The 25,380-nt window shown below is 71.8% G+C and carries 23 protein-coding genes; 3 read left to right on the forward strand and 20 right to left on the reverse strand.

Annotated elements, in window-relative coordinates; genetic code table 11:
- Window positions 1-138: 138 nt before the first annotated feature.
- From ACGFU6_RS36830 to ACGFU6_RS36870, 9 genes are all read right to left on the reverse strand, one after another.
- The gene (locus tag ACGFU6_RS36830; protein WP_393616925.1) at window positions 139-1,533 is read right to left on the reverse strand and encodes a DUF3616 domain-containing protein; all 1,395 of its coding nucleotides are present in this window, start codon (window positions 1,531-1,533) and stop codon (window positions 139-141) included.
- Between the two features lie 160 nt (window positions 1,534-1,693).
- Window positions 1,694-2,032, reverse strand: coding sequence for a metal-sulfur cluster assembly factor (locus ACGFU6_RS36835; RefSeq protein ID WP_056783575.1), 339 nt, complete (start codon window positions 2,030-2,032; stop codon window positions 1,694-1,696).
- Entirely contained in the window at window positions 2,029-2,484 is a 456-nt protein-coding gene (sufU, locus tag ACGFU6_RS36840; protein WP_024492621.1) for a Fe-S cluster assembly sulfur transfer protein SufU, read from the reverse strand. The genes ACGFU6_RS36835 and sufU overlap by 4 nt, the downstream gene beginning before the upstream one ends.
- Before the next feature lie 20 nt (window positions 2,485-2,504).
- On the reverse strand, window positions 2,505-3,773 hold the full coding sequence (locus ACGFU6_RS36845) for a cysteine desulfurase (protein WP_073735372.1): 1,269 nt from the start codon (window positions 3,771-3,773) through the stop codon (window positions 2,505-2,507).
- Window positions 3,770-4,534 carry a Fe-S cluster assembly ATPase SufC gene (sufC, locus tag ACGFU6_RS36850; protein WP_393616926.1) on the reverse strand — a complete coding sequence of 255 codons (765 nt, stop codon included), beginning with the start codon at window positions 4,532-4,534 and terminating at the stop codon, window positions 3,770-3,772. The genes ACGFU6_RS36845 and sufC overlap by 4 nt, the downstream gene beginning before the upstream one ends.
- Before the next feature lie 7 nt (window positions 4,535-4,541).
- Complete coding sequence (locus ACGFU6_RS36855; RefSeq protein WP_024492618.1) at window positions 4,542-4,859, reverse strand: bifunctional 3-phenylpropionate/cinnamic acid dioxygenase ferredoxin subunit; 318 nt, start codon at window positions 4,857-4,859, stop codon at window positions 4,542-4,544.
- A complete protein-coding gene (sufD, locus tag ACGFU6_RS36860; RefSeq protein ID WP_393616927.1) occupies window positions 4,859-6,076 on the reverse strand; it encodes a Fe-S cluster assembly protein SufD in 1,218 nt (405 codons plus the stop codon). Before sufD ends, ACGFU6_RS36855 begins: the two co-directional genes overlap by 1 nt.
- 62 nt (window positions 6,077-6,138) lie before the next feature.
- A complete protein-coding gene (sufB, locus tag ACGFU6_RS36865; RefSeq protein ID WP_073735375.1) occupies window positions 6,139-7,560 on the reverse strand; it encodes a Fe-S cluster assembly protein SufB in 1,422 nt (473 codons plus the stop codon).
- Entirely contained in the window at window positions 7,557-8,297 is a 741-nt protein-coding gene (locus ACGFU6_RS36870) for a helix-turn-helix transcriptional regulator (RefSeq protein WP_393616928.1), read from the reverse strand. Before ACGFU6_RS36870 ends, sufB begins: the two co-directional genes overlap by 4 nt.
- A gap of 136 nt (window positions 8,298-8,433) precedes the next feature.
- Between ACGFU6_RS36870 and ACGFU6_RS36875 the strand changes: the two genes are divergently transcribed.
- From ACGFU6_RS36875 to ACGFU6_RS36885, 3 genes are all read left to right on the forward strand, one after another.
- The gene (locus ACGFU6_RS36875) at window positions 8,434-9,381 is read left to right on the forward strand and encodes an ABC transporter ATP-binding protein (protein ID WP_393616929.1); all 948 of its coding nucleotides are present in this window, start codon (window positions 8,434-8,436) and stop codon (window positions 9,379-9,381) included.
- Complete coding sequence (locus tag ACGFU6_RS36880; RefSeq protein ID WP_393616930.1) at window positions 9,378-10,145, forward strand: ABC transporter permease; 768 nt, start codon at window positions 9,378-9,380, stop codon at window positions 10,143-10,145. The genes ACGFU6_RS36875 and ACGFU6_RS36880 overlap by 4 nt, the downstream gene beginning before the upstream one ends.
- Before the next feature lie 75 nt (window positions 10,146-10,220).
- The gene (locus ACGFU6_RS36885) at window positions 10,221-11,231 is read left to right on the forward strand and encodes a heme A synthase (protein ID WP_393616931.1); all 1,011 of its coding nucleotides are present in this window, start codon (window positions 10,221-10,223) and stop codon (window positions 11,229-11,231) included.
- Between the two features lie 113 nt (window positions 11,232-11,344).
- Here the strand turns inward: ACGFU6_RS36885 and ACGFU6_RS36890 are convergent, their stop codons facing one another.
- The 11 genes from ACGFU6_RS36890 to ACGFU6_RS36940 form a co-directional block, all read right to left on the reverse strand.
- On the reverse strand, window positions 11,345-14,950 hold the full coding sequence (locus ACGFU6_RS36890; protein ID WP_393616962.1) for a discoidin domain-containing protein: 3,606 nt from the start codon (window positions 14,948-14,950) through the stop codon (window positions 11,345-11,347).
- A gap of 406 nt (window positions 14,951-15,356) precedes the next feature.
- Entirely contained in the window at window positions 15,357-16,370 is a 1,014-nt protein-coding gene (locus tag ACGFU6_RS36895; RefSeq protein WP_393616932.1) for a sugar kinase, read from the reverse strand.
- A complete protein-coding gene (locus tag ACGFU6_RS36900) occupies window positions 16,367-17,236 on the reverse strand; it encodes an SMP-30/gluconolactonase/LRE family protein (RefSeq protein ID WP_393616933.1) in 870 nt (289 codons plus the stop codon). Before ACGFU6_RS36900 ends, ACGFU6_RS36895 begins: the two co-directional genes overlap by 4 nt.
- Window positions 17,233-17,874, reverse strand: a complete 642-nt coding sequence (locus tag ACGFU6_RS36905) for a bifunctional 4-hydroxy-2-oxoglutarate aldolase/2-dehydro-3-deoxy-phosphogluconate aldolase (protein WP_393616934.1) — start codon at window positions 17,872-17,874, stop codon at window positions 17,233-17,235. The genes ACGFU6_RS36900 and ACGFU6_RS36905 overlap by 4 nt, the downstream gene beginning before the upstream one ends.
- 16 nt (window positions 17,875-17,890) lie before the next feature.
- Window positions 17,891-18,703 (reverse strand): hypothetical protein, encoded by an 813-nt coding sequence (locus tag ACGFU6_RS36910; RefSeq protein ID WP_393616935.1) that lies wholly within the window; start codon window positions 18,701-18,703, stop codon window positions 17,891-17,893.
- A complete protein-coding gene (gene dgoD / locus ACGFU6_RS36915; RefSeq protein ID WP_393616936.1) occupies window positions 18,697-19,842 on the reverse strand; it encodes a galactonate dehydratase in 1,146 nt (381 codons plus the stop codon). The genes ACGFU6_RS36910 and dgoD overlap by 7 nt, the downstream gene beginning before the upstream one ends.
- A complete protein-coding gene (locus ACGFU6_RS36920) occupies window positions 19,839-20,600 on the reverse strand; it encodes a FadR/GntR family transcriptional regulator (RefSeq protein WP_393616937.1) in 762 nt (253 codons plus the stop codon). Before ACGFU6_RS36920 ends, dgoD begins: the two co-directional genes overlap by 4 nt.
- Before the next feature lie 50 nt (window positions 20,601-20,650).
- On the reverse strand, window positions 20,651-21,409 hold the full coding sequence (locus tag ACGFU6_RS36925; protein ID WP_393616938.1) for an SDR family NAD(P)-dependent oxidoreductase: 759 nt from the start codon (window positions 21,407-21,409) through the stop codon (window positions 20,651-20,653).
- 70 nt (window positions 21,410-21,479) lie between these two features.
- The gene (locus tag ACGFU6_RS36930) at window positions 21,480-23,582 is read right to left on the reverse strand and encodes an alpha-galactosidase (RefSeq protein WP_393616939.1); all 2,103 of its coding nucleotides are present in this window, start codon (window positions 23,580-23,582) and stop codon (window positions 21,480-21,482) included.
- Window positions 23,579-24,445, reverse strand: coding sequence for a carbohydrate ABC transporter permease (locus ACGFU6_RS36935; RefSeq protein ID WP_393616940.1), 867 nt, complete (start codon window positions 24,443-24,445; stop codon window positions 23,579-23,581). Before ACGFU6_RS36935 ends, ACGFU6_RS36930 begins: the two co-directional genes overlap by 4 nt.
- A complete protein-coding gene (locus ACGFU6_RS36940) occupies window positions 24,442-25,380 on the reverse strand; it encodes a carbohydrate ABC transporter permease (RefSeq protein ID WP_393616941.1) in 939 nt (312 codons plus the stop codon). The genes ACGFU6_RS36935 and ACGFU6_RS36940 overlap by 4 nt, the downstream gene beginning before the upstream one ends.

The raw sequence follows: 25,380 nt of genomic DNA on the forward strand, positions 1-25,380 counted from the left end.
CCCGCGGGCCGGCGCCCGCGCGCGTGGGGGGTCGATGGCGGGGGCGCCGCGGCCGCCGTCTTCGTGGGGGGGGGGGGGGGGCGCGGGGGGGGGGGCCCCCCCCCCCCACGGCCGTACGACGGGGCTTCGCCGTCCCGGTCAGCCGTTGACGGTGAACCAGGTGGCGCGGGACTTCTTCCACTCGTCGTGGTCGAGGTCCTTGGCCTCCGTACCGTCGCCGTACAGGTCGGCCGAGCCCGCGTCCGTGAGCAGCTGGGCGCGCGCGCCGGGCGTGTTCAGGTCGGGGACAGTGACGACGGCCTCCCAGCCGCCCGGGTCGGCGGTCGGCAGGTCGAGCCGCTTCTGGGGGGCGCGTCCCGCGATGCCGTCCCAGGAGTAGAGGGCGTACGGGTCGGAGTTGTCGTCCGCCGCCCAGGAACCGGCCACGATCAGGTACTGGTCGGCGGAGTTCTTACGGATGTCACGGATGCTGAGCCCGCCGAGGTCCAGCTCGATCGGGGTACCGATCGTCGCCTTCGCGCCGGAGCCGGCCACCTTGTCGAAGTTGGTGACGGGCACGATCAGCGCCTTGCCGCCGCCCTTCGGCGGGACGAGCGGGGCGCGGAAGCCGATGTAGGCGGTGGTCGTGGAGCCGGGGGCGAACTCCAGGCCCTCGACGTTGAAGCCGTCGATCTGCTTGGGGACCTCGCCGTCCTCGGTGCCCGCCGCGAAGCCGTAGCGGTTGCCGTTCGCCTTGTCCCAGGCGACCAGGTCGTCGCGGAGCTTCTTGTACTTGCCGCCCACCGTCAGCTGGGTGGAGGCGCCGGAGCCGCTCACCGTGGTCGTGAAGACGGTGTTGCGGTCCGACTTGTACTCGCCGTCCTTGTTGTTGCCCAGCGAACCGGTCCAGTAGATGGTGTTCCCGACCCGGGCCGCGCCCTCGATGTCGACCTCCTTGGAGACACCCAGCTTCGAGGCGACGTCCCAGCTGCGGACGGGGGCGCCGGAGGCCGAACCGTCGTAGAGGCGGAGTGTGTTGGTCTCGTCGTCGGCCACCACTAGGTACCCGCCGCCGACGTCGACCGCCGCCGAGGCGTCCGAGGAGCCGGTGAGGTAGCGGGTGTCGGCGGCGTTCTGCACGGCGGCGGACGCGGCGTAGTGCAGGGACTTGGTGGCGGTCTTCCCGCCGAGGCCGGTGACCTTGATCGTGAGGTCGGTGTAGCCCCGGGCGTGTGCGGCGACCCGGAGCTGCCGGGTGGCGCCCGTACCGCTCACCGACACATCGCCGGTCGCGGCGACGGACGACTTGGAGCTGGCCGACGCCGCCACGCCGAGGGCGGACACATCCGCGCCGCTCTGCCCGACGGTGACCGTGACCACCGGGTCGGCACTCGCGCCGACGGCGCCGGAGAGGTAGCCGGCCGACAGCGTGATCGTCGGCGTCCCGTAGCTCGCGGCGTGCGCGGGCTCGGCGAGGCCGAGGGCGGCCAGCGCCAGCGCACCTCCCGCGGCGACGACGGTCCGGCGGTGAGGGAGGACAAGCTGATGCAGCACGGTGTGCCTCTCGTCGGCGTGGTGTCGGGGATCAGGTTCCGCACCCTGCACCAACGCGCGGCGCACACCAGGGGTACGGCGGGCGAACAACGACGAACGGCCCCCGGCGCCACTGGGATTCCAGCGGTACCGGGGGCCGTTCAGGTCGTACGGGTGGGACTCAGACGTTGAAGCCCAGCGCGCGCAGCTGCTCGCGGCCGTCGTCCGTGATCTTGTCCGGGCCCCACGGCGGCATCCAGACCCAGTTGATCCGGAGCTCGTTGACGATGCCGTCGGTGGCGGACTTCGCCTGGTCCTCGATGACATCGGTCAGCGGGCAGGCCGCCGACGTCAGGGTCATGTCGAGGGTGGCGATGTTCGCGTCGTCCACGTGGATGCCGTAGATCAGGCCCAGGTTGACGACGTCGATGCCCAGCTCGGGGTCGACGACGTCGTACAGGGCCTCGCGGACCTCCTCCTCGGAGGCAGGCTTGGTGGTGAGAGTCTCGTTGTCGCTCATGCCGTCTTCCCTTCGGACAGCGCCTTCGCCGTCGCGTCCTTCCACGCCATCCAGCTCAGCAGCGCGCATTTGACCCGGGCCGGGTACTTGGAGACACCGGCGAACGCGACCGCGTCCTCCAGTACCTCCTCCATCGCGTCGTCCGGCTCCAGCTGTCCCTTGGACTGCATCAGCTCCAGGAACGCGGCCTGGATCTTCTGCGCCTCGCCCAGTTCCTTGCCTACCAGCAGCTCGTTCAGCACGGAGGCGCTGGCCTGGCTGATGGAGCAGCCCTGGCCCTCGTAACTCACATCGGCGATGGTCTCGCCGTCGTACCGTACGCGCAGCGTGATCTCGTCACCGCACGTCGGATTGACGTGATGCACCTCGGCGTCGCCGTCCCGCAGGCCACGCCCGTGGGGGTGCTTGTAGTGGTCCAGGATCACTTCCTGGTACATGGAATCAAGCTTCACCAGTCAACCCTCGCCGCTGTCTAACCGAAAAAGTTCCGGACGTGTTCCAGGCCGTCCACCAGGGCGTCGACCTCGGCGGGCGTGGAGTACAGATAGAACGACGCTCGCGTCGTCGCAGGAATTCCGTACCGCAGGCAGACCGGCCGTGCGCAGTGGTGTCCGACCCGGACCGCGATGCCCTGCTCGTCGAGCACCTGGCCCACGTCGTGCGGGTGGATGTCGCCGAGCGTGAAGGAGATCGTGGCCCCCCGGTCCTCGGCGGTGGCCGGACCGATGATCCGGAGGTCCGGGACCTCCAGGAGCCGCTTCACCGCGTACTCGGTGATCGCCTGCTCGTGGCGGTGGATGTTCTCCATGCCGATCGCCGAGAGGTAGTCCACGGCCGCGCCGAGGCCGACGGCCTGGGCGATCGGGGGCGTACCGGCCTCGAACTTGTGCGGCGCCGGGGCGTAGGTCGAGGAGTGCATCGACACGGTCTCGATCATCTCGCCGCCGCCGAGGAACGGCGGCAGGTCCTCCAGGAGCTCCTGCCGTCCCCAGAGCACGCCGATACCGGTCGGGCCTACCATCTTGTGGCCGGTGAAGGCCACGAAGTCGGCCTGCAGCGCCTGCACGTCGAGCACCATGTGCGGGGCGGCCTGCGAGGCGTCGATGCAGACCAGCGCGCCGACTTCCTGGGCGCGCCGGACGATCTGCTCGACCGGGTTGATCGTGCCCATGATGTTCGAGACCAGCGTGAAGGAGACGATCTTCGTCTTCTCGGTGATGATCTCGTTGATGTTGGACAGGTCGAGCCGGCCGTCGTCGGTGATGCCGAACCACTTCAGCTTCGCGCCGGTGCGCTGCGAGAGCAGCTGCCACGGCACGATGTTGGAGTGGTGCTCCATCTCCGTGGTGACGATCTCGGTCTCGTGGTCGACCCGGTAGGGCTCATCCGCCCAGCCGAGCATGTTGGCCACGAGGTTGAGCGACTCCGAGGCGTTCTTGGTGAAGATCACCTCGTTGCGGCTGGGTGCGTTGATGAACGCGGCGACCTTGTCACGGGCGCCTTCGTACAGCGCCGTGGCCTCTTCCGCGATCGTGTACACGCCGCGGTGCACATTGGCGTTGTGCCGCTCGTAGTACTCGTTGAGGGCATCGAGCACCTGGCGCGGCTTCTGCGAGGTCGCCGCGCTGTCCAGGTACACGATCTTCTTGCCGTCGTGGACCGTGCGGTCCAGGATCGGGAAGTCCTTGCGGATCGCCTCGGTGTCGAGGAGGCCGGAGAGCCCCTGTCGGGCGTCAGTCACGCGGAAGCGCCACCCTTCGTGTAGGCCTCGTAGCCCTCGTTCTCCAGCTTGTCGGCCAGCTCGGCGCCACCGGACGCGGCGATGCGGCCGTTGGCGAAGACGTGCACGAAGTCGGGCTTGATGTACTTGAGGATGCGCGTGTAGTGCGTGATCAGCAGCGTGCCGACCTCGCCGGACTCACGGACCCGGTTGACGCCCTCGGAAACGGTCTTCAGCGCGTCGACGTCCAGACCGGAGTCGGTCTCGTCGAGGATCGCGACCTTCGGCTTGAGGAGCTCCAGCTGAAGGATCTCGTGGCGCTTCTTCTCGCCGCCGGAGAAGCCCTCGTTGACGTTGCGCTCGGCGAAGGCGGGGTCCATCTGGAGCTCGGACATCGCCTCCTTGACCTCCTTCACCCAGGTACGCAGCTTGGGCGCCTCGCCGCGGACGGCGGTGGCGGAGGTGCGCAGGAAGTTGGAGACCGAGACACCGGGGATCTCGACCGGGTACTGCATGGCGAGGAACAGACCGGCGCGGGCGCGCTCGTCGACGGACATCTCCAGGACGTTCTCGCCGTCCAGGGTCACCGTGCCGCTGGTGACCGTGTACTTGGGGTGGCCTGCGAGGGAGTAGGCGAGGGTGGACTTGCCGGACCCGTTGGGGCCCATGATGGCGTGGGTCTCGCCCTGCTTCACGGTCAGGTCGACGCCCTTGAGGATCTCCTTCGTGGCGTTGTCGGCCTCGACGGTGACGTGCAGGTCGCGGATTTCAAGCGTTGCCATGGGTGACTCAGGTCTCCTGTGTGACGGAGACGAGCACATCGTCCCCTTGGATCTTGACGGGGTATACGGGGACGGGGCGCGTCGCGGGAAGGCCGGACGGCTTGCCGGTGCGCAGGTCGAAGCTCGATCCGTGCAGCCAGCACTCGATCATGCAGTCCTCGACCTCGCCCTCGGACAGCGAGACGTTCGCGTGCGAGCAGATGTCGTTGATCGCGAACACCTCGCCCTCGGTGCGGACGACGGACACCGGCGTGCCGTCGAGCTCCACCCGCTTGGGGGTGTCGTCCTCCAGCTCGCTCAGCGCACAGGCTTTGACGAAGGCCATCAGACCGACGCCTTCAGCTCGGTCTCGATCTTGGCGAGCAGACGGGCCTCGACGTCCGGCAGGCCGATCTGCTGCACCAGCTCGGCGAAGAAGCCGCGCACGACGAGGCGGCGGGCCTCCTCGGCGGGGATGCCTCGGGACTGGAGGTAGAACAGCTGCTCGTCGTCGAAGCGGCCGGTCGCGGAGGCGTGGCCGGCGCCGACGATCTCGCCGGTCTCGATCTCCAGGTTCGGCACCGAGTCGACCCGCGCACCGTCGGTGAGAACCAGGTTGCGGTTCATCTCGTAGGTGTCGGTGCCCTCGGCGGCGGCCTGGATCAGGACGTCACCGATCCACACGGCGTGCGCGCCGTCGCCCTGCAGCGCGCCCTTGTAGGCCACGTTGGACTTGCAGTGCGGGGTGTTGTGGTCGACCAGGAGGCGGTGCTCCTGGTGCTGGCCCTTGTCGGTGAAGTACAGGCCGAACAGCTCGGCCTCACCGCCGGGGCCCGCGTACGCGATCCGCGGGTGGATGCGGACGACGTCGCCGCCGAAGGTGACGACGATGGACTTGAACGAGGCGTCCCGGCCGACCAGCGCGTTGTGCTGGCCGACGTGGACGGCGCTCTCGTCCCAGTCCTGGACGGAGACGACGGTCAGCTTCGCACCGTCGCCCAGGACGTAGTCGACGTTGGCGGCGAGCACCGCGTCACCGGTGTGGTCGATGACGACGACGGCCTCGGCGAAGGCGCCCAGCTCGATGACCTGGTGGCCGTAGGCCACCCCGCCCTCGCCGTGCACCGTGATCCGGATCGGCTCGGTGAGCACGGCTTCCTTGTCGACGGAGACGACGGAGGCCTGCTCGAAGGACGAGTAGGCCTGTGCGGCCACCCGGTCCACCGGCGTACCGGCCTTGCCCAGGCGGGCGTCGTCGCGGCCGACGGTCTCGACCGTGACACCCGAGGGGGCCTCGATCGCGACCTTCACGCCGTCGCCGGTGGCGACGGCCGTGCCGTCGTGCAGTCCGCGCAGCCGCTCCAGCGGCGTGAACCGCCACTCCTCCTCGCGGCCGTGCGGGACCGGGAAGTCCGCGACGTCGAAGGACGGGGGCGCGCTCATGCGCGTGGCGACGGTCGACTCGGCGGCCACCGCGATGGAGCCGACGGTGCTGGAACCCGCCGGAGGGGGTCCCCCCGCTCGAGCGGAGCCGAGAGTGGGGGAGTTCTGAGCCTCAGCCATGGCTGTCGTAGTGCTCGCTTTCTCAGTCAGACAGGTGTCAGGGGGATTCGGTCGTCGGCGTACTAGCCGACGGAACCCTCCATCTGCAGCTCGATCAGCCGGTTGAGCTCAAGGGCGTACTCCATCGGGAGCTCCTTCGCGATCGGCTCCACGAAGCCGCGCACGATCATCGCCATCGCCTCGAACTCGGTCATGCCCCGGCTCATCAGGTAGAAGAGCTGGTCCTCGGAGACCTTGGAGACGGTCGCCTCGTGCCCCATCGACACGTCGTCCTCGCGGACGTCGACGTAGGGGTAGGTGTCGGAGCGCGAGATCGTGTCGACCAGCAGCGCGTCACAGAGCACGTTGGACTTCGCGCCCGGCGCGCCCTCGCCGATCTCGATGAGACCTCGGTAGGAGGTGCGGCCGCCGCCTCGTGCCACCGACTTGGAGACGATGTTGGACGAGGTGTTCGGGGCCATGTGGACCATCTTGGCGCCGGCGTCCTGGTGCTGGCCCTCGCCCGCGAAGGCGATGGACAGGGTCTCGCCCTTGGCGTGCTCGCCCATCAGGTAGATGGCCGGGTACTTCATGGTGACCTTGGAGCCGATGTTGCCGTCGACCCACTCCATGGTCGCGCCCTCGTAGGCGACGGCGCGCTTGGTCACCAGGTTGTAGACGTTGTTCGACCAGTTCTGGATCGTCGTGTAGCGGCAGCGGCCGCCCTTCTTCACGATGATCTCGACGACCGCGGAGTGCAGCGAGTCCGAGGAGTAGATCGGCGCGGTGCAGCCCTCGACGTAGTGGACGTAGGCGTCCTCGTCGACGATGATCAGCGTCCGCTCGAACTGGCCCATGTTCTCCGTGTTGATACGGAAGTAGGCCTGGAGCGGGATCTCGACGTGCACGCCCTTCGGCACGTAGATGAACGAGCCGCCGGACCACACGGCCGAGTTCAGCGAGGCGAACTTGTTGTCACCGACGGGGATGACGGTGCCGAAGTACTCCTTGAAGAGCTCCGGGTGCTCCTTCAGCGCGGTGTCGGTGTCCATGAAGATGACACCCTGCGCCTCCAGCTCCTCGTTGATCTGGTGGTAGACGACCTCGGACTCGTACTGCGCGGCGACACCGGCGACCAGGCGCTGCTTCTCCGCCTCCGGGATGCCGAGCTTGTCGTAGGTGTTCTTGATGTCCTCGGGCAGGTCCTCCCAGGACTCCGCCTGCTTCTCCGTGGAACGCACGAAGTACTTGATGTTGTCGAAGTCGATGCCCGACAGGTCCGAGCCCCAGTTCGGCATGGGCTTCTTGCCGAAGAGCTTGAGGCCCTTGAGACGCAGCTTCAGCATCCACTCGGGCTCGTTCTTCTTGTCCGAGATGTCGCGGACGACAGCCTCGGAGAGGCCGCGCTTGGCCGCCGCGCCTGCCGCGTCGGAGTCGGCCCAGCCGAATTCGTACGTGCCCAGGCCATCGAGCTCAGGGTGGGCAGTCTCCGTAGGGAGCGTCATGCGGGGTTCCTCCCGGACTTGCTGGTGGATGCTGAATCAGTGGATTGCGGGGTGGTGTGAGCGCTGCGCGGGATGTAGGTCGTACACACCCCGTCGCCGTGGGCGATCGTGGCCAGACGCTGCACATGGGTCCCCAGGAGGCTGGAGAAGATCTCCGTCTCCGCCTCGCACAGCTGCGGGTACTGCTCGGCGACGTGTGCGACCGGGCAGTGGTGCTGGCACAACTGCTCACCCTGCTGCGGGTCCGGCGCGCTGCGCGCCGTAGCAGCGTACCCGTCGGCGGACAAGGCCTTGGCCAGCGCGTCCGTACGGGTTTCGGGATCGGCGGCCTCGATCGCCGCGCGGTACGCGGCGGACTGGCCGGCCACCCTGGCACGGGCGAAGGCCATGACCGCGTCCTCCCCCGCGCTCTCGGCGATCCAGCGCAGGGCGTCCGCCGCGAGCTGGTCGTAGGACTGGTCGAAGGCGTCCCGGCCGCAGTCGGTCAGGGCGAACACCTTGGCCGGGCGGCCACGGGTCCGCGTCCCGTACACCCGCTGCTCGCGGGCCTCGACGACATCGTCGGAGACGAGGGCGTCGAGCTGGCGGCGGACGGCTGCCTGGGTGAGCCCCAGGCGCTTCGCGAGATCGGCGGCGGTGGACGGGCCGTGGTCCAGGACGGAGCGCGCGATCCGGTTGCGCGTCGAACGCTCACCGGTCGCGAGTTCCTCCTGCGGAGCCTCGCCAACGTATTTCACAACGCCATTGTTGCGTAATTCCCTCGGCCCTGACAACCACGGTCCGAAACGATCTACCGTGGAATCGATCACTTAGGGTTACCTAATCAGGCCCCCGGCCCTGATCCCCCGAGACGGCTGCCTAGACTCACTTCCTATGAATAGCCCCCCCGTTTCGCCCCTCTCCGGCCCGGCTGTCCAGGTCCGTGGCCTGGTGAAGCGGTACGGCGCGAAGACCGCGGTGGACGGCCTCGACCTGTGTATGGCGGCCGGTGCGGTCACCGCGGTCCTCGGCCCCAACGGCGCCGGCAAGACCACCACGATCGAGACATGCGAGGGATACCGCCGTCCGGACGAAGGCACGGTCCGGGTCCTCGGCCTGGACCCCGTCACCGACGCGGCGCGGCTGCGCCCCCGCATCGGCGTGATGCTCCAGTCCGGCGGCGTCTACTCCGGCGCCCGCGCCGACGAGATGCTCCGGCACATGGCGAAACTGCACGCCCACCCGCTCGACGTGGACGCCCTGATCGAACGGCTGGGCCTCGGCGGCTGCGGCCGCACCACCTACCGCCGGCTCTCCGGCGGCCAGCAGCAGCGGCTCGCCCTGGCGACGGCCGTCGTCGGCCGCCCCGAGCTGGTCTTCCTGGACGAGCCGACCGCGGGCCTCGACCCGCAGGCCCGCCGCTCCACCTGGGAACTCGTCCGGGAGCTGCGCGGCGACGGCGTGTCGGTCGTGCTCACCACCCACTTCATGGACGAGGCCGAGGAGCTCGCCGACGACGTCGCGATCATCGACGCGGGCCGGATCGTCGCCCAGGGCAGCCCGGAGATGCTCTGCCGGGGCGGCGCCGAGAACACCCTGCGCTTCACCGGCCGCCCCGGCCTCGACCTCGGCTCCCTGCTCAAGGCGCTGCCCGACGGCAGCGAGGCGGCCGAGCTCAGCACCGGCACGTACCGCATCACCGGCGACGTCGACCCGCAGCTGCTGGCCACCGTCACCTCCTGGTGCGCGCAGAACGGTGTGATGCCCTCCGGCATCGCCGTCGAGCGCCACACCCTGGAGGACGTCTTCCTGGAACTGACCGGCAAGGAGCTGCGCGCATGAGCGCCGGTACGTACACCCCCCGGCCGGGCGCCGCCCCGCTGCCCCGGATGATCGCCGCGCAGACCGCGCTGGAGACCCGGATGCTGCTGCGCAACGGCGAGCAGCTGCTGCTGACGGTGGTCATCCCGACGCTGCTGCTCGTGCTGTTCAGCGCGGTCGACATCGTGGACACCGGCTCGGGCGAGCCGGTCGACTTCCTGACGCCCGGCATCCTCGCGCTCGCCGTGATGTCCACCGCCTTCACCGGCCAGGCCATCGCCACCGGGTTCGAGCGGCGCTACGGGGTGCTCAAGCGGCTCGGCGCCTCCCCGCTCCCCCGCTGGGGGCTGATGACCGCCAAGACGCTGGCCGTGCTGGTCACCGAGGTGCTCCAGGTGGTGCTGCTGACGGTGATCGCCTTCGCGCTGGGCTGGTCGCCGCACGGCAACCCGTTCGCCGTCCTGCTGCTGCTCGTGCTCGGCACCGCCGCGTTCTCCGGTCTCGGGCTGCTGATGGCCGGGACGCTGAAGGCGGAGGCGACCCTCGCGGCGGCCAACCTGGTCTTCCTGCTGCTGCTGGTCGGCGGCGGGGTCATCGTGCCCCTCGACAAGTTCCCGGACGCGGTCCAGTCGGTGCTGGGGCTGCTGCCGATCGCGGCCCTGTCCGACGGTCTGCGCGACGTCCTGCAGCACGGTGCGGCGGTGCCGTGGGGCGACCTGGCCATCCTGGCCGTCTGGGCGGTGCTGGGGCTGGGCGCGGCGGCGCGGTTCTTCCGCTGGGAGTGAGCCGGCGGGCGCGCTCCGTAGGCGTATGAGACAACTCGTCCCCCTCGTGAAAGCTTGCACAAGCGGCCGCCTACGATGGTGCGCGTGCCCAAGCTGACCCGAGCCGAAGTCGCTCAAGCCGTGCGGAACCCGCTTCAGTACATCGCCGAACGCTGGACGCCCACTCCCCGGACGGTGCGCCGTGCCGCGATGTCGGCCGTCGTACTGGCCGTGGTGATCATCGTGGCCGGCGGTGCGGTGCGGCTGACCGGTTCCGGTCTCGGCTGCCCGACCTGGCCCAAGTGCTCCGACGAGTCGCTGACGGCCACGAGCGAGATGGGCCTGCACGGCGCCATCGAATTCGGCAACCGGATGCTCACCTACGTCCTGTGCGCCGTGGTCGGCTGGGCGATCATCACCGCCCGGTCCGCGAAGCCCTGGCGACGCAGCCTCACCCGGCTCGGCTGGGCGCAGTTCTGGGTGGTGATGGGCAACGCCGTGCTCGGCGGCGTCGTCGTGCTGGTGGGCCTCAACCCGTACACCGTCGCGGCGCACTTCCTGCTGGCCACCGCGCTGCTCACGGTCGCCCTGGTGACCTGGCAGCGGACCCGGGAGGGCGACTCGGCGCCCCGTCCGCTGGTCGGCAAGGCCGTCTCGCAGCTGACCTGGCTGCTGGTCGTCGCGGCCGGGCTGCTGATCGCCGTCGGCACGGTGGTCACCGGGGCCGGCCGGCACGCCGGGGACTCCAGCGACGTCCACCGCATCCCGATCGACTGGAAGATGATCGCGCAGCTGCACGCCGATCTCGCCTGGGTCGTGGTGGCGCTGACCGTCGCGCTCTGGTTCGTCCTGAAGGCCGTCGACGCCCCCGTCGGACCGCTGCACCGCGCCCGCGACCTCTTCCTGATCCTGATGGCGCAGGGCGTGATCGGGTACGTCCAGTACTTCACCGACACGCCGGAGATCCTGGTCGGGCTGCACATGTTCGGCTCGTGCCTGGTGTGGATCGGCGTGGTGCGCGTCCTGCTGTCGCAGCGCGAGCGGCCGGTTGACGTCGCACAGGTGCCCGGCCCGGCCGCCGAACGGCCGGAGCCCGCGACGGCCTGAGCCCATCGCCGCAACAACGCGAACGGCCCGGTCCGCACCCCCCGCTCGGGGGTGCGGACCGGGCCGTTCTCCGGTCCCGTGCGGCCTGACCCGCACGGGACCGGGGGCGGTCGCTACCCGTTGACCGAGCGCGACACGTTGTATCCCTCCACCACGAGCCGGGGCCGGGCCCGGCCCTTGGTGTCGTGGCTCCACTCCGCCTCGACCTCGCGCTGCTCGCCGGGCAGCAGCCAGAGGTAGTTGTCGTCGAAGTAGGCCGGCAGCACCCGCTCGTCGGTGCGCCGGTCGCGCAGCGAGAGCCGCACCATGGCGGCGACGGTGGCGCCGTCGTTGCGGAGAGTCGCCTTCAGTTTTCCGCCGGAATCCCGGCCGTGCCCGGAGACGTCCGACACCGAGCGCACCGTGACCCGGGTACGGGCCAGCTTGTTGAGTGCGGACAGGTCGGTGGTGGCGCGGTAGCGCCAGTAGGTGTTGCGCGACAGCAGGGTGCCGTGCGCGTCGCGGAGTTCGAGCCGCAGCAGGTGGAGTGCGGGCAGCGAGTCCCCGAACGGCACCACGTCCCCGGTCGCGGCGGCCGACGGGGCGAGGTCGACGGTGCTGTGCACCGGCTTGCCGAGGCGCTGTCCCCGCAGGTCGTACAGGGTCGCGGTGACGGTCGCCCGCTCGATGGCCCGGGTGGTGTGGTTGACCGCGCCGGTGCGCCGGTCGACCGGGTTGATCTGGACGTGCACGGGCTCGGTGCCCTTGCGGACGCCGTGGTAGAAGCCGTTGACGTCCAGGTCGTAGTCGTACGTCTGCCAGACGGTGCTGTGCCACGCGGGGTGCGACATCCACAGCAGCAGCCCGGAGGCGTTGTCCCACAGGCGCGTGTTCCACGCCTCGAACATCGCCCGGCCGTTCTCGTAGTTGATCAGCTGCGCCTTGCGGGTGAAGTCCGCCAGGCCCGTCGCCGTCCCGAGCCGCTCCTCGATCGCCGCCTGGTAGCCCTGCGGCTGCTGGTTGCCCTTGCGGGCCCAGTCGTGGGCGCCCCACACATCGCCGATGGGCCACGCCGGCTCGTCGCCGACGAGGTTCCTCATCGACTCCTCGACGGGCAGGACGGGCATCCCGATCTCGGTGTGGAACCCGAAGTCACCGGTACGGAAGTAGGAGGCGGGGTCCACCCAGTTGTACGGGCCCCGGCCCTTGACCACGCCGTCCGCCGAGCTGCCCATGTAGAGGATGCCGGGTGCCTCGGCGGCCACCAGTTCCCGTACGCCGGTGTCGATGTCGGCGGGCGGGGTGCCCTCGTTGGAGCCGCACCACACGACGATGGACGCGTGGTGGCGGTAGGCGCGGACGGTGTCCAGCGCGTTGCGCAGGTACTCGGCGTGGTCCGGCGGGTCCATCGACCAGCCGTTCCAGAAGTCGTTCCAGACCAGCAGGCCGTTCTCGTCGCAGGCCGCGAAGAACTCCTCGCGGTTGCTGCTGCCCACCCAGTTGCGGATCATCGTGAAGTTCATGTCACGGTGCATCCGCACGGTGTCCTCGGTGCGGCCGTCCAGGGCGCGGCGCAGCAGTTCGTCGTAGCCCCAGTTCCCGCCCCGGCAGAACACCCGGGTGCCGTTGACGGTGATCTGGAGCTGGCGTACCGGCGGCTGCTCGACGCTCTTGGCGTCGGTCCACTCCTTGCCGTCCGCCGAGACCTGGATGACGAACTTCTTCGCGTACGCGCTCTCCCAGTCGAGCACCACCTTGTGCACCGAGAGGTCCGAGCCGAGGTCGGCCTGGATCCACTCGCCGTCGGCGAACTCGGAGGACCAGCGGGTCGTGCGGTCGCCGTCGAAGACGCTGGAGGCGGGACCGGTGCCGTCCGAGGTGGAGGCCTCGGCCTTCGCTCCCCTGGCCAGGTCCTTGTCCGGGTCGGCGTCACCGTACACCGACATGGACCACAGGGACATGCCCCAGTCGGTCGCGCGCTCGGTACCGACCAGCCGTACGTAACGTGCCTGGTGTGCCTCGAACTCCACGGTCTGGCCGCCGTGGCCGCCGGCGAAGTCGACCGGCATGCCGTAGCTGTAGCCGAACTCCCTGATGCCGAAGCGCAGCCCGCGCCGGTCGGTCACCGTGCCGCCGGTCTCGGCCTTCAGCGCGAGGTCGTACAGGTCGGGCCTGCCGTAGCCGTTGGGCCACCAGAGCTTCGGCCGGCGCACCCGCAGGGCCGGGAACTCCTTCGGGGCGAGCACCGCGTCGACGCTCTTCCCGGCGGGCACGGTCACGGTCTTCGCGACCCGGACGTCCCCGAACGCGGCGCGCACGGTGACCCGCTTCGTGTCGGGGCCGGTGTTGCTGACCGGGACGGTGAGGGTGACCTCGGCGATGTCGAGCGCGGGCAGGCCGGGCAGCGTGGTGGTGATCTGCGGGTCGCCCAGCAGCGCGGTGCCGGTGGAGCGCAGCCGCACGTGGTTCCAGATGCCGGCGGCCCGGTCGCGGACCGGCGGCATCCAGTCCCAGCCGGAGACGGAGAGGTAGGTCGGCCCGTTGCGCATCATCATGGTGGCGCCGGCGTCGAGCCAGGACTCACCGCCTGGGCCCTTGTCCGCGGGGCTGCCCGGCAGCGGCATCGGGCTGATCCGCACGGCCAGGACGTTGTCCTGGCGGCCGTCCTGGTGGAGCGCGCCGGTGACGTCGAAGGACTCGCGGGCGAAGGGCCGGCTCATCGTGCCGATCCGGGTGCCGTTCAGCCAGATCTGCGCGGCGTGGTTGATGCCGTCGAACTCCAGCCGGACCCGGCGGCCGCGTCCGGTGTCCAGGCCGCGCGGCAGCCGGAACACCCTGCGGTACCACCAGGAGTGCCGGGACAGCGCCTCGGGGACCTTGAGGTTGTTGAGGCCGGTCACCGGGTCGGGCAGATGGCCCTGCTCGACGAGGGAGGCCAGCACGGTGCCGGGGACGGTGGCCGGGAGCCAGTGGGCGGTGTCCACGCCGGAGCCGGAGACCACCTTGCCGTCGTCGGCCGGTGCGAAGTCGTCCATGGTCAGCGCCCAGCCCGATTCGAGCGGCACGGTGCCGTCGGCCGCGACCGCCAGGGCGGGCGCGGGGGTGCGGGGCATCGACCAGTCGGTCCAGCTCTCGGCTGCGGGCCGCCCGGCCGAGGTGCGGCCGTGGACGCGGAAGCCGTTGAGGCCGAGGGGGTTGTCGTTGGAGCGCCTGGTGACGGTCAGCCGGACCCAGCGGGCGGTGGCCGGCTTGTCGAGCGTGATGGTCATGGCGCCGCCCCGGCCGTCGGTGGCCCGGTGCACGGTGGTCCACTTCCGCTCGTCCTCGGACACCTCAAGGGTGAACGCGACCGCGCAGCTGGAAAGGATCTCGCTGCCGTCCGTGCCGTCACGGGGGTTGCCGCCCGTGCCGGGGACGAAGGGCGGGTCGGAGACGGCGGCCTCGAAGACCAGCTCCACCGACTCCACGGTGCACCGGCCCTGGAGGTCCACGGCGATCCACTGCGGGTCGCCCGGCCCGGCCCGCCAGCCGGTCCCCCGGACCCCGGGCACGGCGAGGCCGTCCACGGCGAACTCCGCCGGGGTGGCCGCGTACGCGGTGGAGGAGACCTTGACCGGGCGCGCGGCGGCGAGTTCGGCCGCCGCCGCACCGGGCCGGCCCTTGCCGTCGGCGGCGGCGAGGGTGGCGGGCAGTGCGGCGCTGATGCCGAAGGCGGCCAGCAGCGTGGTGTTGGTGGCCAGGAAGCGGCGCCGGGAGACCTGGGAGCTGCTTACCGGCCCGGCGGGACCGCTCCCACCCGTTCCGTCGTTGTCCGCTGCCGACCTGAGGTCGCTGTCCAGCGGTGTGTCAGCGGGTTGTTCCGGCACTCCGGCCTCCTGGCTGAGGGAAAAGGAGAAAAGCACGAGGATGACAACGTTGTCAGACTTCAGGGGCAGGCCCTGAGGTCAAGAGGGAAGGGGGTGGGCCCGTCGGCCCGCCGGCGCCGGCCGGCCCGGTGGGGGCCGGCGGCTGCCGGACGATGAAGCTGTGGCACGGCGATTCGCGGGTGGGGACCGGGGTTTTGAGGGACCGTCCGGTACCGGCTGCGCCGTGTGCCTCATTAAAGATCGATTGCCGGGCGCTTGTAAAGAGATGGCAACGTGCGGATTACGGCGTCGTGTACAGGGGTCGGCCGGCCGCCCATTCCTCCTCCCCCGCGTCCAGCAGCGCGGCAAGACGGGCCCGGTCCGGCAGCGGGCCGTGGTCACCGGTGACCCGCAGCGCGGCGCCGGCGGTGAGGTGGCCGAGGCGCAGCGCCCGTACGGTGTCCTCGCCGCGCAGCAGCCCGGCGAGGAACCCGGCGGCGAACGCGTCGCCCGCGCCCACCGGTTCGACGACCGCGACCCTGGGCGCGGGCACGGTGTGCGCGCGGTCGCCCTCGAAGGCGGTGGCGGCCCGCCCGCCGTCCTTGACCACCAGGACGCGCGGCTGGGGCAGCAGTTCGCGTACGGCGGCCGCGTCGGTCAGCCCGGCACCCCACAGGGCCTGCGCCTCGTCGAGGCCGACGAAGGTGATGTCCGCCTGCCGGGCGAAGCCGAGCAGCACCCCGGGCGCCGTGCCGTCCGGCCACAGGGCGGGCCGGTGGTTGACGTCGAAGCTGACCGGGCGGGGCCGCTGCGCGGCGGGGACCTCCAGCAGCGCGGCGACCAGCTGCCGGCAGCCCGGGGAGAGCGCCGGGGTGATGCCGCTGAGGTGGACCAGCCCGGCGGTGCGCACCGCGTCGTCGTCCAGCACGTCCTCGGTCAGGGCCGAGGCCGCCGAGCCGCCGCGGTAGTAGTGGACCCGGGTCGCCTCGGTGCCCGGGTCCTTGACCAGGAGTCCGGTCGGGCGGTGCGGGTCGGTGCGCACCCCGCTGACGTCCACCCCTGCCGAGGCGACCTCGGCGCGGATCCGGCGGCCGAAGGGGTCGTCGCCCAGGGCGGAGACCCAGCGGGCGGGCACCGCGTGGTCGGCGAGGTAGACGGCAACGTTGGACTCGGCGCCCGCGATGCGCACGCCGAGCCGCTCGGCGCCCTCCAGCGGGGCGGCGGGGTCCGGGACCAGCGCGGCCATCGTCTCCCCGACGCAGGCCACCGGGGAGCGGGCGGGCTGTCCGGGCCAGGTACGGGACACGGCGCTCATGCGGGGCTCTCCTGCCGGTAGGCGGCGGTGGGCGGTCCCGGGACGTCGACCCGTACGGAGAACACCGCGCCGTCCAGCGGACCGGGCGCGGCGAGACCGTGCCGGGCGCTGGTGACGTACAGGGTGTCGCCGTCGAGGCAGACCCCGGCGGGCTGGGCGGCGGGGAGCCGGAGCTGCCGGTCGGGGGCACCGTCGGGGCGCAGCCGGTGGACGGTTCCGGTGCCCCAGACCGCGGTCCACAGGCCGCCCTCGGCGTCGACCGCCATGCCGTCCGGGCTGCCCCCGTCGAACACGGCGAAGGTCTCCGGCGCGCCCGGCGTCCCGCTGTCCGGGTCGACGGGGTAGCGGCGGATGACGCCCTTCGCGCTGTCCGCGAGGTACATCGCGCAGCCGTCCGCGGTGAACGCCGGGCCGTTGGGCACGGTGAGCCCGTCCAGCACCCGGTCGACCGTGCCGTCGTGGCCGACCCGGTAGAGGGAGCCGGCGCCCTCCACCGCGTCGTAGGCCATGCTCCCGGCCCAGAACCGGCCGTGCGGATCGGCGGTGGCGTCGTTCATCCGCATGGCGTGCGCCGCCCCCTCCTCGGGGCGGGCCGGCCACTCGGCGGAGCCGTCCGGGGCGATCAGGCAGATGCCGGTGCCGGCGGCGGCGATCCAGTGGCCGGGGCGTCCATGGACGGGGGCCACGGCACCGAGCGGTTCGTCGAGCCGGGCCAGCTGGGCCAGGGGTGCGGTGCGGTCGTCGGGGCCGGTCAGCAGCCTGCCGGTCAGGATGTCGACGAGGACGATGCGGCCGTCGACCGCCCGGATGCCCTCACCGAGCCCGAGCCGGTCGGGCCAGAGGGCGGCCGGTGCGGCGGCGCTCACCTTCCGGCGTCCGGCGCGCGGCGGACCGCGTCGAGGAAGGCGCGGGTGCGCTCGCGCAGCGCGTCGGTGCTGCCGCCGTCGGCCGCGTCGCCGATCAGCGGGGAGCCGACGCCCACGGCGGTGGCGCCCCGGGCGAGGTAGTCGCGGGCCGCTTCGGCGTCCACCCCGCCGACCGGGACGAACGGCAGGTCCGGGAACGGTCCGCGCAGGGCCTTCAGATAGCCGGGGCCGCCGGCCTGCGCGGCGGGGAAGAGCTTGTAGGCGTCGGCGCCGAGCCGCTGGGCGGCGACGATGTCGCTCGGGGTCATGACGCCGGCCAGCACCGGCAGTCCGAGGCGCTTGGCCTCGCCGACGCCCTCGCAGACGGCCGGGGTGACGACGAAGTCGGCTCCCGCGTCGCGTACCGCCTGTGCGTCCCGGGCGGTCAGGACGGTGCCGGCGCCGAGCGGGGCGGCGGGGCCGAGGGCGGCGCGGACCCGGCGGATGACGCCGAGCGCGTCCTGTCCGCTGAGGGAGACCTCGATGAGCGGGAGTCCCTCCTCGGCCATGGCGATGACGGTCCTGAGTGCGGCGTCCGCGTCGGCGCCGCGCACGATGGCGACGATCCGGTGGGTGCGCAGCGCGGTCAGCAGCTCCACGTGCGGGTTCCCCTTCCTATCGGTTCTGTTCTGGTGGGGTGGTGTGCGCCGTCACGGTGAGGCGCCAGCGCACCTCGCCGCCGGCCGGGACGACGGCGGCGTCGCCCTCCCCGGCGGCGGCCAGGCCGAAGACCCGGCCGAGCATCGGTTCGACGCCGACGGAGCGGTACGGGTCCCGGTCGGGGAACCCGCCGAGGTTGCGCCACAGCGCCACGGACACCGGCTGGTCCCCGGCCTCGACGGCCAGCCGCAGCACGGCCGTCCCGTCGTGGACGGACACCTGCCCGGCGCCGACGACGGCGCCGGTGGCCGTCCCGTCGTCCGGGCCGATCCGGTCCAGGCCCGAGGGCCAGGCGCAGGTGGTGTACCGGTCACCGCCGTCCGGGTAGCGGCGGACCGGGGCGCCCTCCGCGATCCTGACACGGGCGCCCGGCGCCAGGTCGAGCAGGGCGTGGGCGGCCCACAGGAAACGGTAACCGGGCTCGGCGGTGAGCCGGTACTCGGCCACCGCCCGGTCCCCCTCGGCGCGGATCCGGCGGGCGAGGCGGAAGCCGGGGCAGTCGACCGACTCGGTGCCGTCGGCCGCGCGCCGCCAGGGCCGGGACCAGGCGTCGCCGTGGTCGGGGGTGCCGCGTACCGTCGGCACGCACTCCTCCAGGCCGCCGGCGTCGGCGAACGCGTCGCCGGGCCGGACGCCGGGGCGGCGCGGCTCGGGCCGGTGCCAGAGCCATTCGCGGCCGGCCGCCCACAGGGACGTCCAGCGGCCGCCGTGCTCCGGGTCGGTCTCGATCCGTACCGGGGACGCGGCCGGGGCCGGGGCGCTCACCACTCCGCGAACGATCCGTCGTCGTGCCGCCACACCGGGTTGCGCCACGCGTGACCGGAGCGGTCGGCCGCGCGGACGGCGTTCTCGTCGACGGTGATGCCGAGCCCGGGGAGTCCGGTGCGCCGGGCGTGGCCCGCCTCGAAGCGGAAGGGCTCGGTGTCCACGACGTAGCTGAGCAGGTCGGCGTCCTTGTTGTAGTGGATGCCCCGGCTCTGCTCCTGGATGAGGAAGTTGGGGGTGGCGAAGGCGATCTGGAGGCTGGCCGCCAGTGCGATGGGGCCGAGCGGGCAGTGCGGGGCGAGCTGCACCCCGAAGGTCTCGGCCAGCGAGCCGATGCGGTGGACCTCGGAGATGCCCCCGGCGTGCGAGAGGTCCGGCTGGGCGACCGCGATCCCGGCCGTCAGCACGGGAAGGAACTCGGCCCGCCCGTAGAGCCGTTCGCCGGTGGCGATGGGGACGCAGGTGGCGGCCGTGAGGGCGGGCAGCAGGTGCCCCTGCTCGGGCAGGAGGGGTTCCTCCACGAACAGCGGGTGCAGCGGTTCGATGGCGTGCAGCACCCGGCGGGCGCCGGCCGGTCCGAACCGGCCGTGCATGTCGATGGCGACGTCGCGTCCGGGGCCGAGCACATCGCGGACGGCGGCGACCCGTTCCACCACGGCGGCGGTCTCGGCGGGGCTGGCCAGCGGTGAGGTGCGCCCGGCCGCGTTCATCTTGACGGCGGTGAAGCCGGCCTCGACCTGGGCGGTGACCTCCTCCGCGAGGCGGGCGGGCTCGTCGCCGCCGACCCAGGCGTAGACCCGGACGCGGTCGCGCACGGGGCCGCCGAGCAGGGCGTGGACGGGGGCGCCGTACGCCTTGCCGGCGATGTCCCACAGGGCCTGGTCGATTCCGGCGACGGCGCTGGAGAGCACGGGGCCGCCCCGGTAGAAGCCGCCCTTGCTGAGCACCTGCCAGTGGTCCTGGACGCGCAGCGGGTCCTGGCCGATCAGGTATTCGGCCAGGACGTCGACGGCGGCGCGGACGACCTCGGCGCGGCCCTCGACGACGGGTTCGCCCCAGCCGACGACGCCCTCGTCGGTCTCGATCCGGCAGAACAGCCAGCGCGGCGGGACGAGGAAGGTCTCGATACGGGTGATCTTCACCGGTTCACGGTCCCCTCGTCGGTGCCGGGCGTCTCCGCGGTCCCCGGGGCGGTGCCGTGCACCCGGTCGAGGTCGCGGACGGCCTGGTCGAGCAGGGCGCGCATGGCGTGTTCGGCGGCGGCCGGGTCCCGGTCGCGGACGGCGTCCAGGACGGCGCGGTGGCTGGGGACCGGGTCCTCGCCGGCCTGTGAGCTGTGCACGATCTCGTCCCGGTGGGCGAGGCCGGACTCGATGACCATCTCCATGCGTTCCAGCAGCTCGTTGTGGGTGGCCGCGAGGAGGGCGCGGTGGAAGGCGAGGTCGGCCTCGACCGCGTGGGCGGCGCCGCCCTCCTGCTCGCCCATCGCGGTGATCGCCGCTTCGAGGGTGACCAGGTCCTCCTCGGTGCGGCGCTCGGCGGCCAGCCGGACGGCGGCCGGTTCGATGATGCCGCGGACCTCTCCGAGGTTGCGCAGGAGCGCCAGGTCGGTGCCCGACTCGGTGCCGCCGGCGAACTGCCAGCGCAGTACGTCGGCGTCGAGCAGGTTCCAGTCCGCGCGGGCTCTGACGAAGGTGCCGCGCTTCTGGCGGGCGTCGACGATCCCCTTGGCCGCGAGGACCTTCAGGGACTCGCGCAAGGCGGTCAGGCTGACGTCAAGCTCGCCCTGGAGCGCCACGAGGTCGAGTGTCGCCCCTTCGGGGATCTCGCCGCTCAGGACCCGGCGCGCGAGAGTCTCCACGGTCTGGCCGTGCACTCCGCGGCGCGCGTATGGCGTCATGTCTGTGTGCCTTTCTGCTGTGCTGTGCAACGGGTGGGGCCGGGCGGCGGTCAGGCCGAGGCCTTGACGACGGACCAGCCGCCGTCCACGAGCAGGCTCGATCCGGTGATGTAGGACGCTTCGTCGGCGGCGAGGAACGCGATGGCCGCGGCCGCCTCCGCGGGGGTGCCGAACCGGCCGGCGGCGGTCTCGGCGACGCTTCTGCGGCGGTCCTCCTCGCCCACCCGGTCCCAGGCCCCGGTGAGGATGGGGCCGGGCAGTACGGCGTTGACCCGCACCTCGGGCCCGTACTCCACCGCGAGCTGTCCGCACAGCGACAGCAGCGCCCCCTTGGACGCGGCGTAGGCGGGGTGTCCGGGGATGCCCTTGTGGGCGTGGACCGAGGAGGTCAGCACGGCGGCGCCGCGCTGTGCGCGCAGGTCGGGCAGGACGGCGCGGAAGCCGAGGAAGGTGCCGGTGAGGTTGACCGCGAGCTGACGCTCCCAGGAGGCGACGGTCATCTCGTGGGCGGGGGTGACGTCGACCGTGTAGGCGTTGCTCACCAGGACCCCGACGGGTCCGAAGGTGTGCGCGGCGTCCACGGCCCGCTGCCAGTCGTCCTCCCGGGAGACGTCCGTGCGTACGAAGCGGGCCCGGCCGCCGCCGTCGCGGATGCCTTCGGCGACGCTCTCGCCGGGGCCCTGCGCGATGTCCGCGAGGATCACCGCGGCGCCCTCCGCGGCGAGCCGTTCGGCGGTGGCCGCGCCGATGCCCGAGGCGGCTCCGGTGACCACGGCCACCTTGTCTGCGAAGCGGGGGATTGCGTTCATGCTGCGGGTCGACTCCTCGGGTTCAGCGGTGCTGTCGTGACTCTAGTGACGGTGCGTCGGGCCGGCCGGACTACTGCCGCACGAGTACGACGAGTTCCGCGTCGTAGCGCGCGGTCCAGGCGAACGGCAGTCCGTAGTGCCGCAGATGGGCTCCGCTGTACACGGCTCCGCTCCGCTGGTCCGTGTAGCGGGCGGCCGGGTCCGTACCGCGCAGCCGGAGCCGGGCGGGGCGGCCCGGGACGAGCGGCGCACCGTCGAGGCGGCCGGTGTTCCAGGCGGTGACGGCGATCCGGGCGCCGCCCTCCTGCTCGTACTGGACGCCGCAGGTGGCGTCGGCCGGGGAGCCCAGGAGCCGGATCTCGCCGTGGTGCAGGAGGTCGCGGATCTCCTTGTACCGGTTGACCCAGCCGGCGGCCTCGGCGCGCTGTCCGGCGGACCAGGTGCGGATGTCGGCGCCGATGCCCAGGACTCCGGCCATCGCGAGGACGAAGCGGAAGCCGAGCGAGCGGGGTCGCGGGTCGAAGACGCCGGGCGCGTCGGTGACCCAGGAGCTCATGGTGTGCGGGGCGTGCGCGTGCAGGTATCCGTACTGGGTGGCGAGGCGGTCCAGCGGGGCGGTGTTGTCGCTGGGCCACATCACGTCGGTGCGGGCGAGGGTGGCGTGCTCGACGCGGCCGCCGCCCCCGGCACAGCCCTCGACGGTGACGTGCGGGTGGTGCGCGCGCAGGTGGTCCAGGACCCGCAGGTACCCGGCGACGTGGTCGGCGTCCAGGTCCTGTTCGTCGGGCGGTCCGCCGCCGGGCCGGCCGCGTTCGGTGGGCGGGCGGTTCATGTCCCACTTGAGGTAGCCGATGGCGTGGTCGCCGAGCAGCCGGTCGAGGGTGGCGATGACGAAGTCCTGGACGTCCTGGCGGCCGAGGTCGAGGAGCAGCTGTTCGCGCACCAGCGTGGCGGGGCGGCCGTCGATCCGGTAGACCCATTCGGGGTGTTCGGCGTACAGCCGGGACGCCGGGCTGATCGCCTCGGGTTCGACCCAGAGGCCGAAGTCCATTCCGGTGGCCCGGACTTCGTCGATGAAGGCGTCGAAGCCGTCCGGGAAGTTCGCCGGGTCGGGGTGCCAGTCGCCGAGGCCGCCCTTCTCGCCGTGCCGTCCGGTGAACCAGCCGTCGTCCACGACGAAGAGTTCGGCGCCCATGTCCGCGGCGATCCGGGCCAGTTCGAGCTGGGCGGACGCCTCGACGTCGAAGCCGGTCGCCTCCCAGGAGTTGTAGAGGACCTTGCGGGTGCGGTTCATCCGCTCACCGCTGAGCCGGCGCTCGTAGCGGTGCCAGACCCGGGCCAGGCCCTCCAGGCCCTCGGGGCTGAAGGCGCAGGCCAGCCGGGGCGTGGTGAGGGTGGCGCCGGGGGCGAGCCGGACGGCGCCCTCGTGGGGCACCCGGCCGGCCGCGACGCGTACCGCGCCGCCGGGTTCGGCGTCGGCGCTCAGGTGCCAGTTGCCGGACCACTCCAGGGCGACGCCGTAGGTCGGGGTGTCGTGCCCGTCCGGCTCGGCGGCGTCCTGGACGGCGAGCCAGGGGGCGTAGGCGTGGCCGGCGACACCCTGTGTGGAGGACATCTCGTAGCGGCCGCGGGTCAGTTCGTGCTGGGTGCGGGTGAACTCCTGGCACCACTGGCCGGTGAGGGTGGTGAGCCGGGCGCCGCCGCTGACGGGGATGCTGACGGCCGCCGAGTCGAGGCGTTCCAGGCGCAGTTCGTCCTCGCCGGTGCAGCTCAGCTCGGTCCAGCGCAGGATCACGTCGGTGCCGGGCACGGCCTCGTAGCACAGGACCGCGCGCAGCCCCTGGAGCTCGTCGGTGAAGGCGAGGCGCAGGGCCCGGTCGCCGTCGGCGGTGGCGGAGTCGAAGGTCCACCAGGTGCCTCGGTCCTGTCCGGCGCGCCGGACGACGAGTTCGGCACCGGTGAAGGGGCGCATCCCGTACGGGAGGTACTCGGCGGGGGCCGCGTCGGCGGGGGTGAGGAAGTGGGTGCGCAGCGGGCGTTCGAAGGGCGATTCGCCCGTCTCGACGCCGTGCGGGCCCCAGGCGGTGAGTTCGGCCCAGCGGCCCTCGCCGGCGATCCGTACCGCGTAGGTGGTGTTCTCGGTGCGCAGCAGCCACCGGTCGTGCGGGGTCACTTCACTGCTCCCAGGTTGAGGCCGGCCACGAAGTGGCGCTGGAACTTGAGGAAGACGATGACGGTCGGGGCCGCCGCGATGACGGAGCCGGCCGCGATGACGTTCCACATGGAGACGTACTGGCCCTGGAGTCCGATGAGGGACGCGGTGATGGGCATCTGGGTGTCGGTGCGCAGCACGGTGATGGCCCACAGCAGATCGTTGAAGATCCAGGTGAAGGACAGGGCGCTGAGCGCGGCCATGGCGGGCTTGGCGAGCGGCAGGATGATCCGGGTGTAGATCTGCCAGGGTCCGGCGCCGTCGATGACTGCGGCCTGCTGGATCTCCGGCGGGATGGACCGCATGAAGCCGTGCAGGACGAAGACGTAGAAGCCGATGCCGAAGCCGACCTGGACGCCGATGAGCGCGTAGAGCGAGTCGTACAGGCCCAGCATCTCGCTGAGTTTGGAGACCGGGACCAGCAGGATCTGCGGGGGCAGCAGGTTGCCGCCGAGCATCAGCAGCAGGAGGGTGCGGCGCAGCGGTACGTCGTAGCGGCTGAGCGCGAACGCGGCCGTCGAGGCGAGGAGCAGCGACAGCAGCACGGTCGGGATGGTGACCAGGAGGCTGTTGATCAGTGCGCGCTGCTGACCGCCGTCGACCCAGGCCTGGCGGAATCCGTCCAGGGTGAAGGAGTGCGGCAGGCTGCCGACCCCGTGGGCGGCGACGTCGTCGAAGGACCGGACGCTGGTGACCAGGACCAGGGCGATGGGCAGCAGCCAGAGCACGGAGAGCAGTCCGGCACTGGCGTGGAAGCCTGCGGTGCCCAGCTTCCGGCGCCGTCCGGTGCGGGGGCGCGGGGCGGGGGTGTGGGTGGCGGTCATGCGTCGGCCTCCCGGAAGGCGCGGACGAGGTAGGACGCGATCACGCCGAAGGCGAGTACGAAGATCACGACCGCGAGGGCGGAGCCGTAGCCCAGCCGCAGGGACTGGAAGGCGGTGGAGTACATGTAGGTGCTGAGGAGTTCGGAGGAGTGGTACGGGCCACCGCGGGTGAGCGCCCACACGACGTCGAAGGAGCGCAGCGAGTCGATGACGATGACCGAGATGACGACGGCGTTGACGCTGCTGAGCTGCGGCAGGGTGATGTGGCGGAACTGCTGCCAGCGGGTGGCGCCGTCGACCTTGGCGGCCTCGTAGAGCACCGGGTCGATGCCCTTGAGCCCGGCCAGGTACAGCACCATCACGTAGCCGATCTGGCGCCACAGGGCGGGCACGATCACGGCGTACAGGGCGGTGTCCTGGTCGGCGAGCCAGGCGTGGGTGAGGCCGGAGAGGCCGACCGCTTCGAGCGCCTTGTTGATCAGCCCGTCGGGCTGGTACATCGCCTGCCAGACCAGCGCGGTGGCGACGAGCGAGAAGACCACGGGCAGGAAGAGCGCGGCCCGGTAGAAGCCGACGCCCCGGCGCTCCTGCTGGAGCAGCAGCGCCGCGCCGAGGCCGAGTGCGGCGGACAGGCCGCCGAACAGCAGCAGCCAGATGACGGTGTCCAGGGCGGCGGTCCGGAAGACGGCGTCGCCGAACATCTCGCGGAAGTTGCCCAGTCCGATGAACTGCGGTGCGGAGACCCCGTCCCATTTGGTGAAGGCGAGGTAGAAGCCCTGTAGGGCCGGCCAGAACACCCAGAAGGCCTCGGCGAGCAGCGGCACCAGCACGAAGGCCAGGACGACGGGCGGGACCCGGGTCGCCCGCTTACGGGCCGGGGGCCTGCCCTCGGTGCGCTTGCGGGTCTCCTTCCGGGGCGCGGTCAGTACCGCCAT

The sequence above is a fragment of the Streptomyces sp. NPDC048462 genome, assembly GCF_043200175.1.
Classification (GTDB): Bacteria; Actinomycetota; Actinomycetes; order Streptomycetales; family Streptomycetaceae; genus Streptomyces.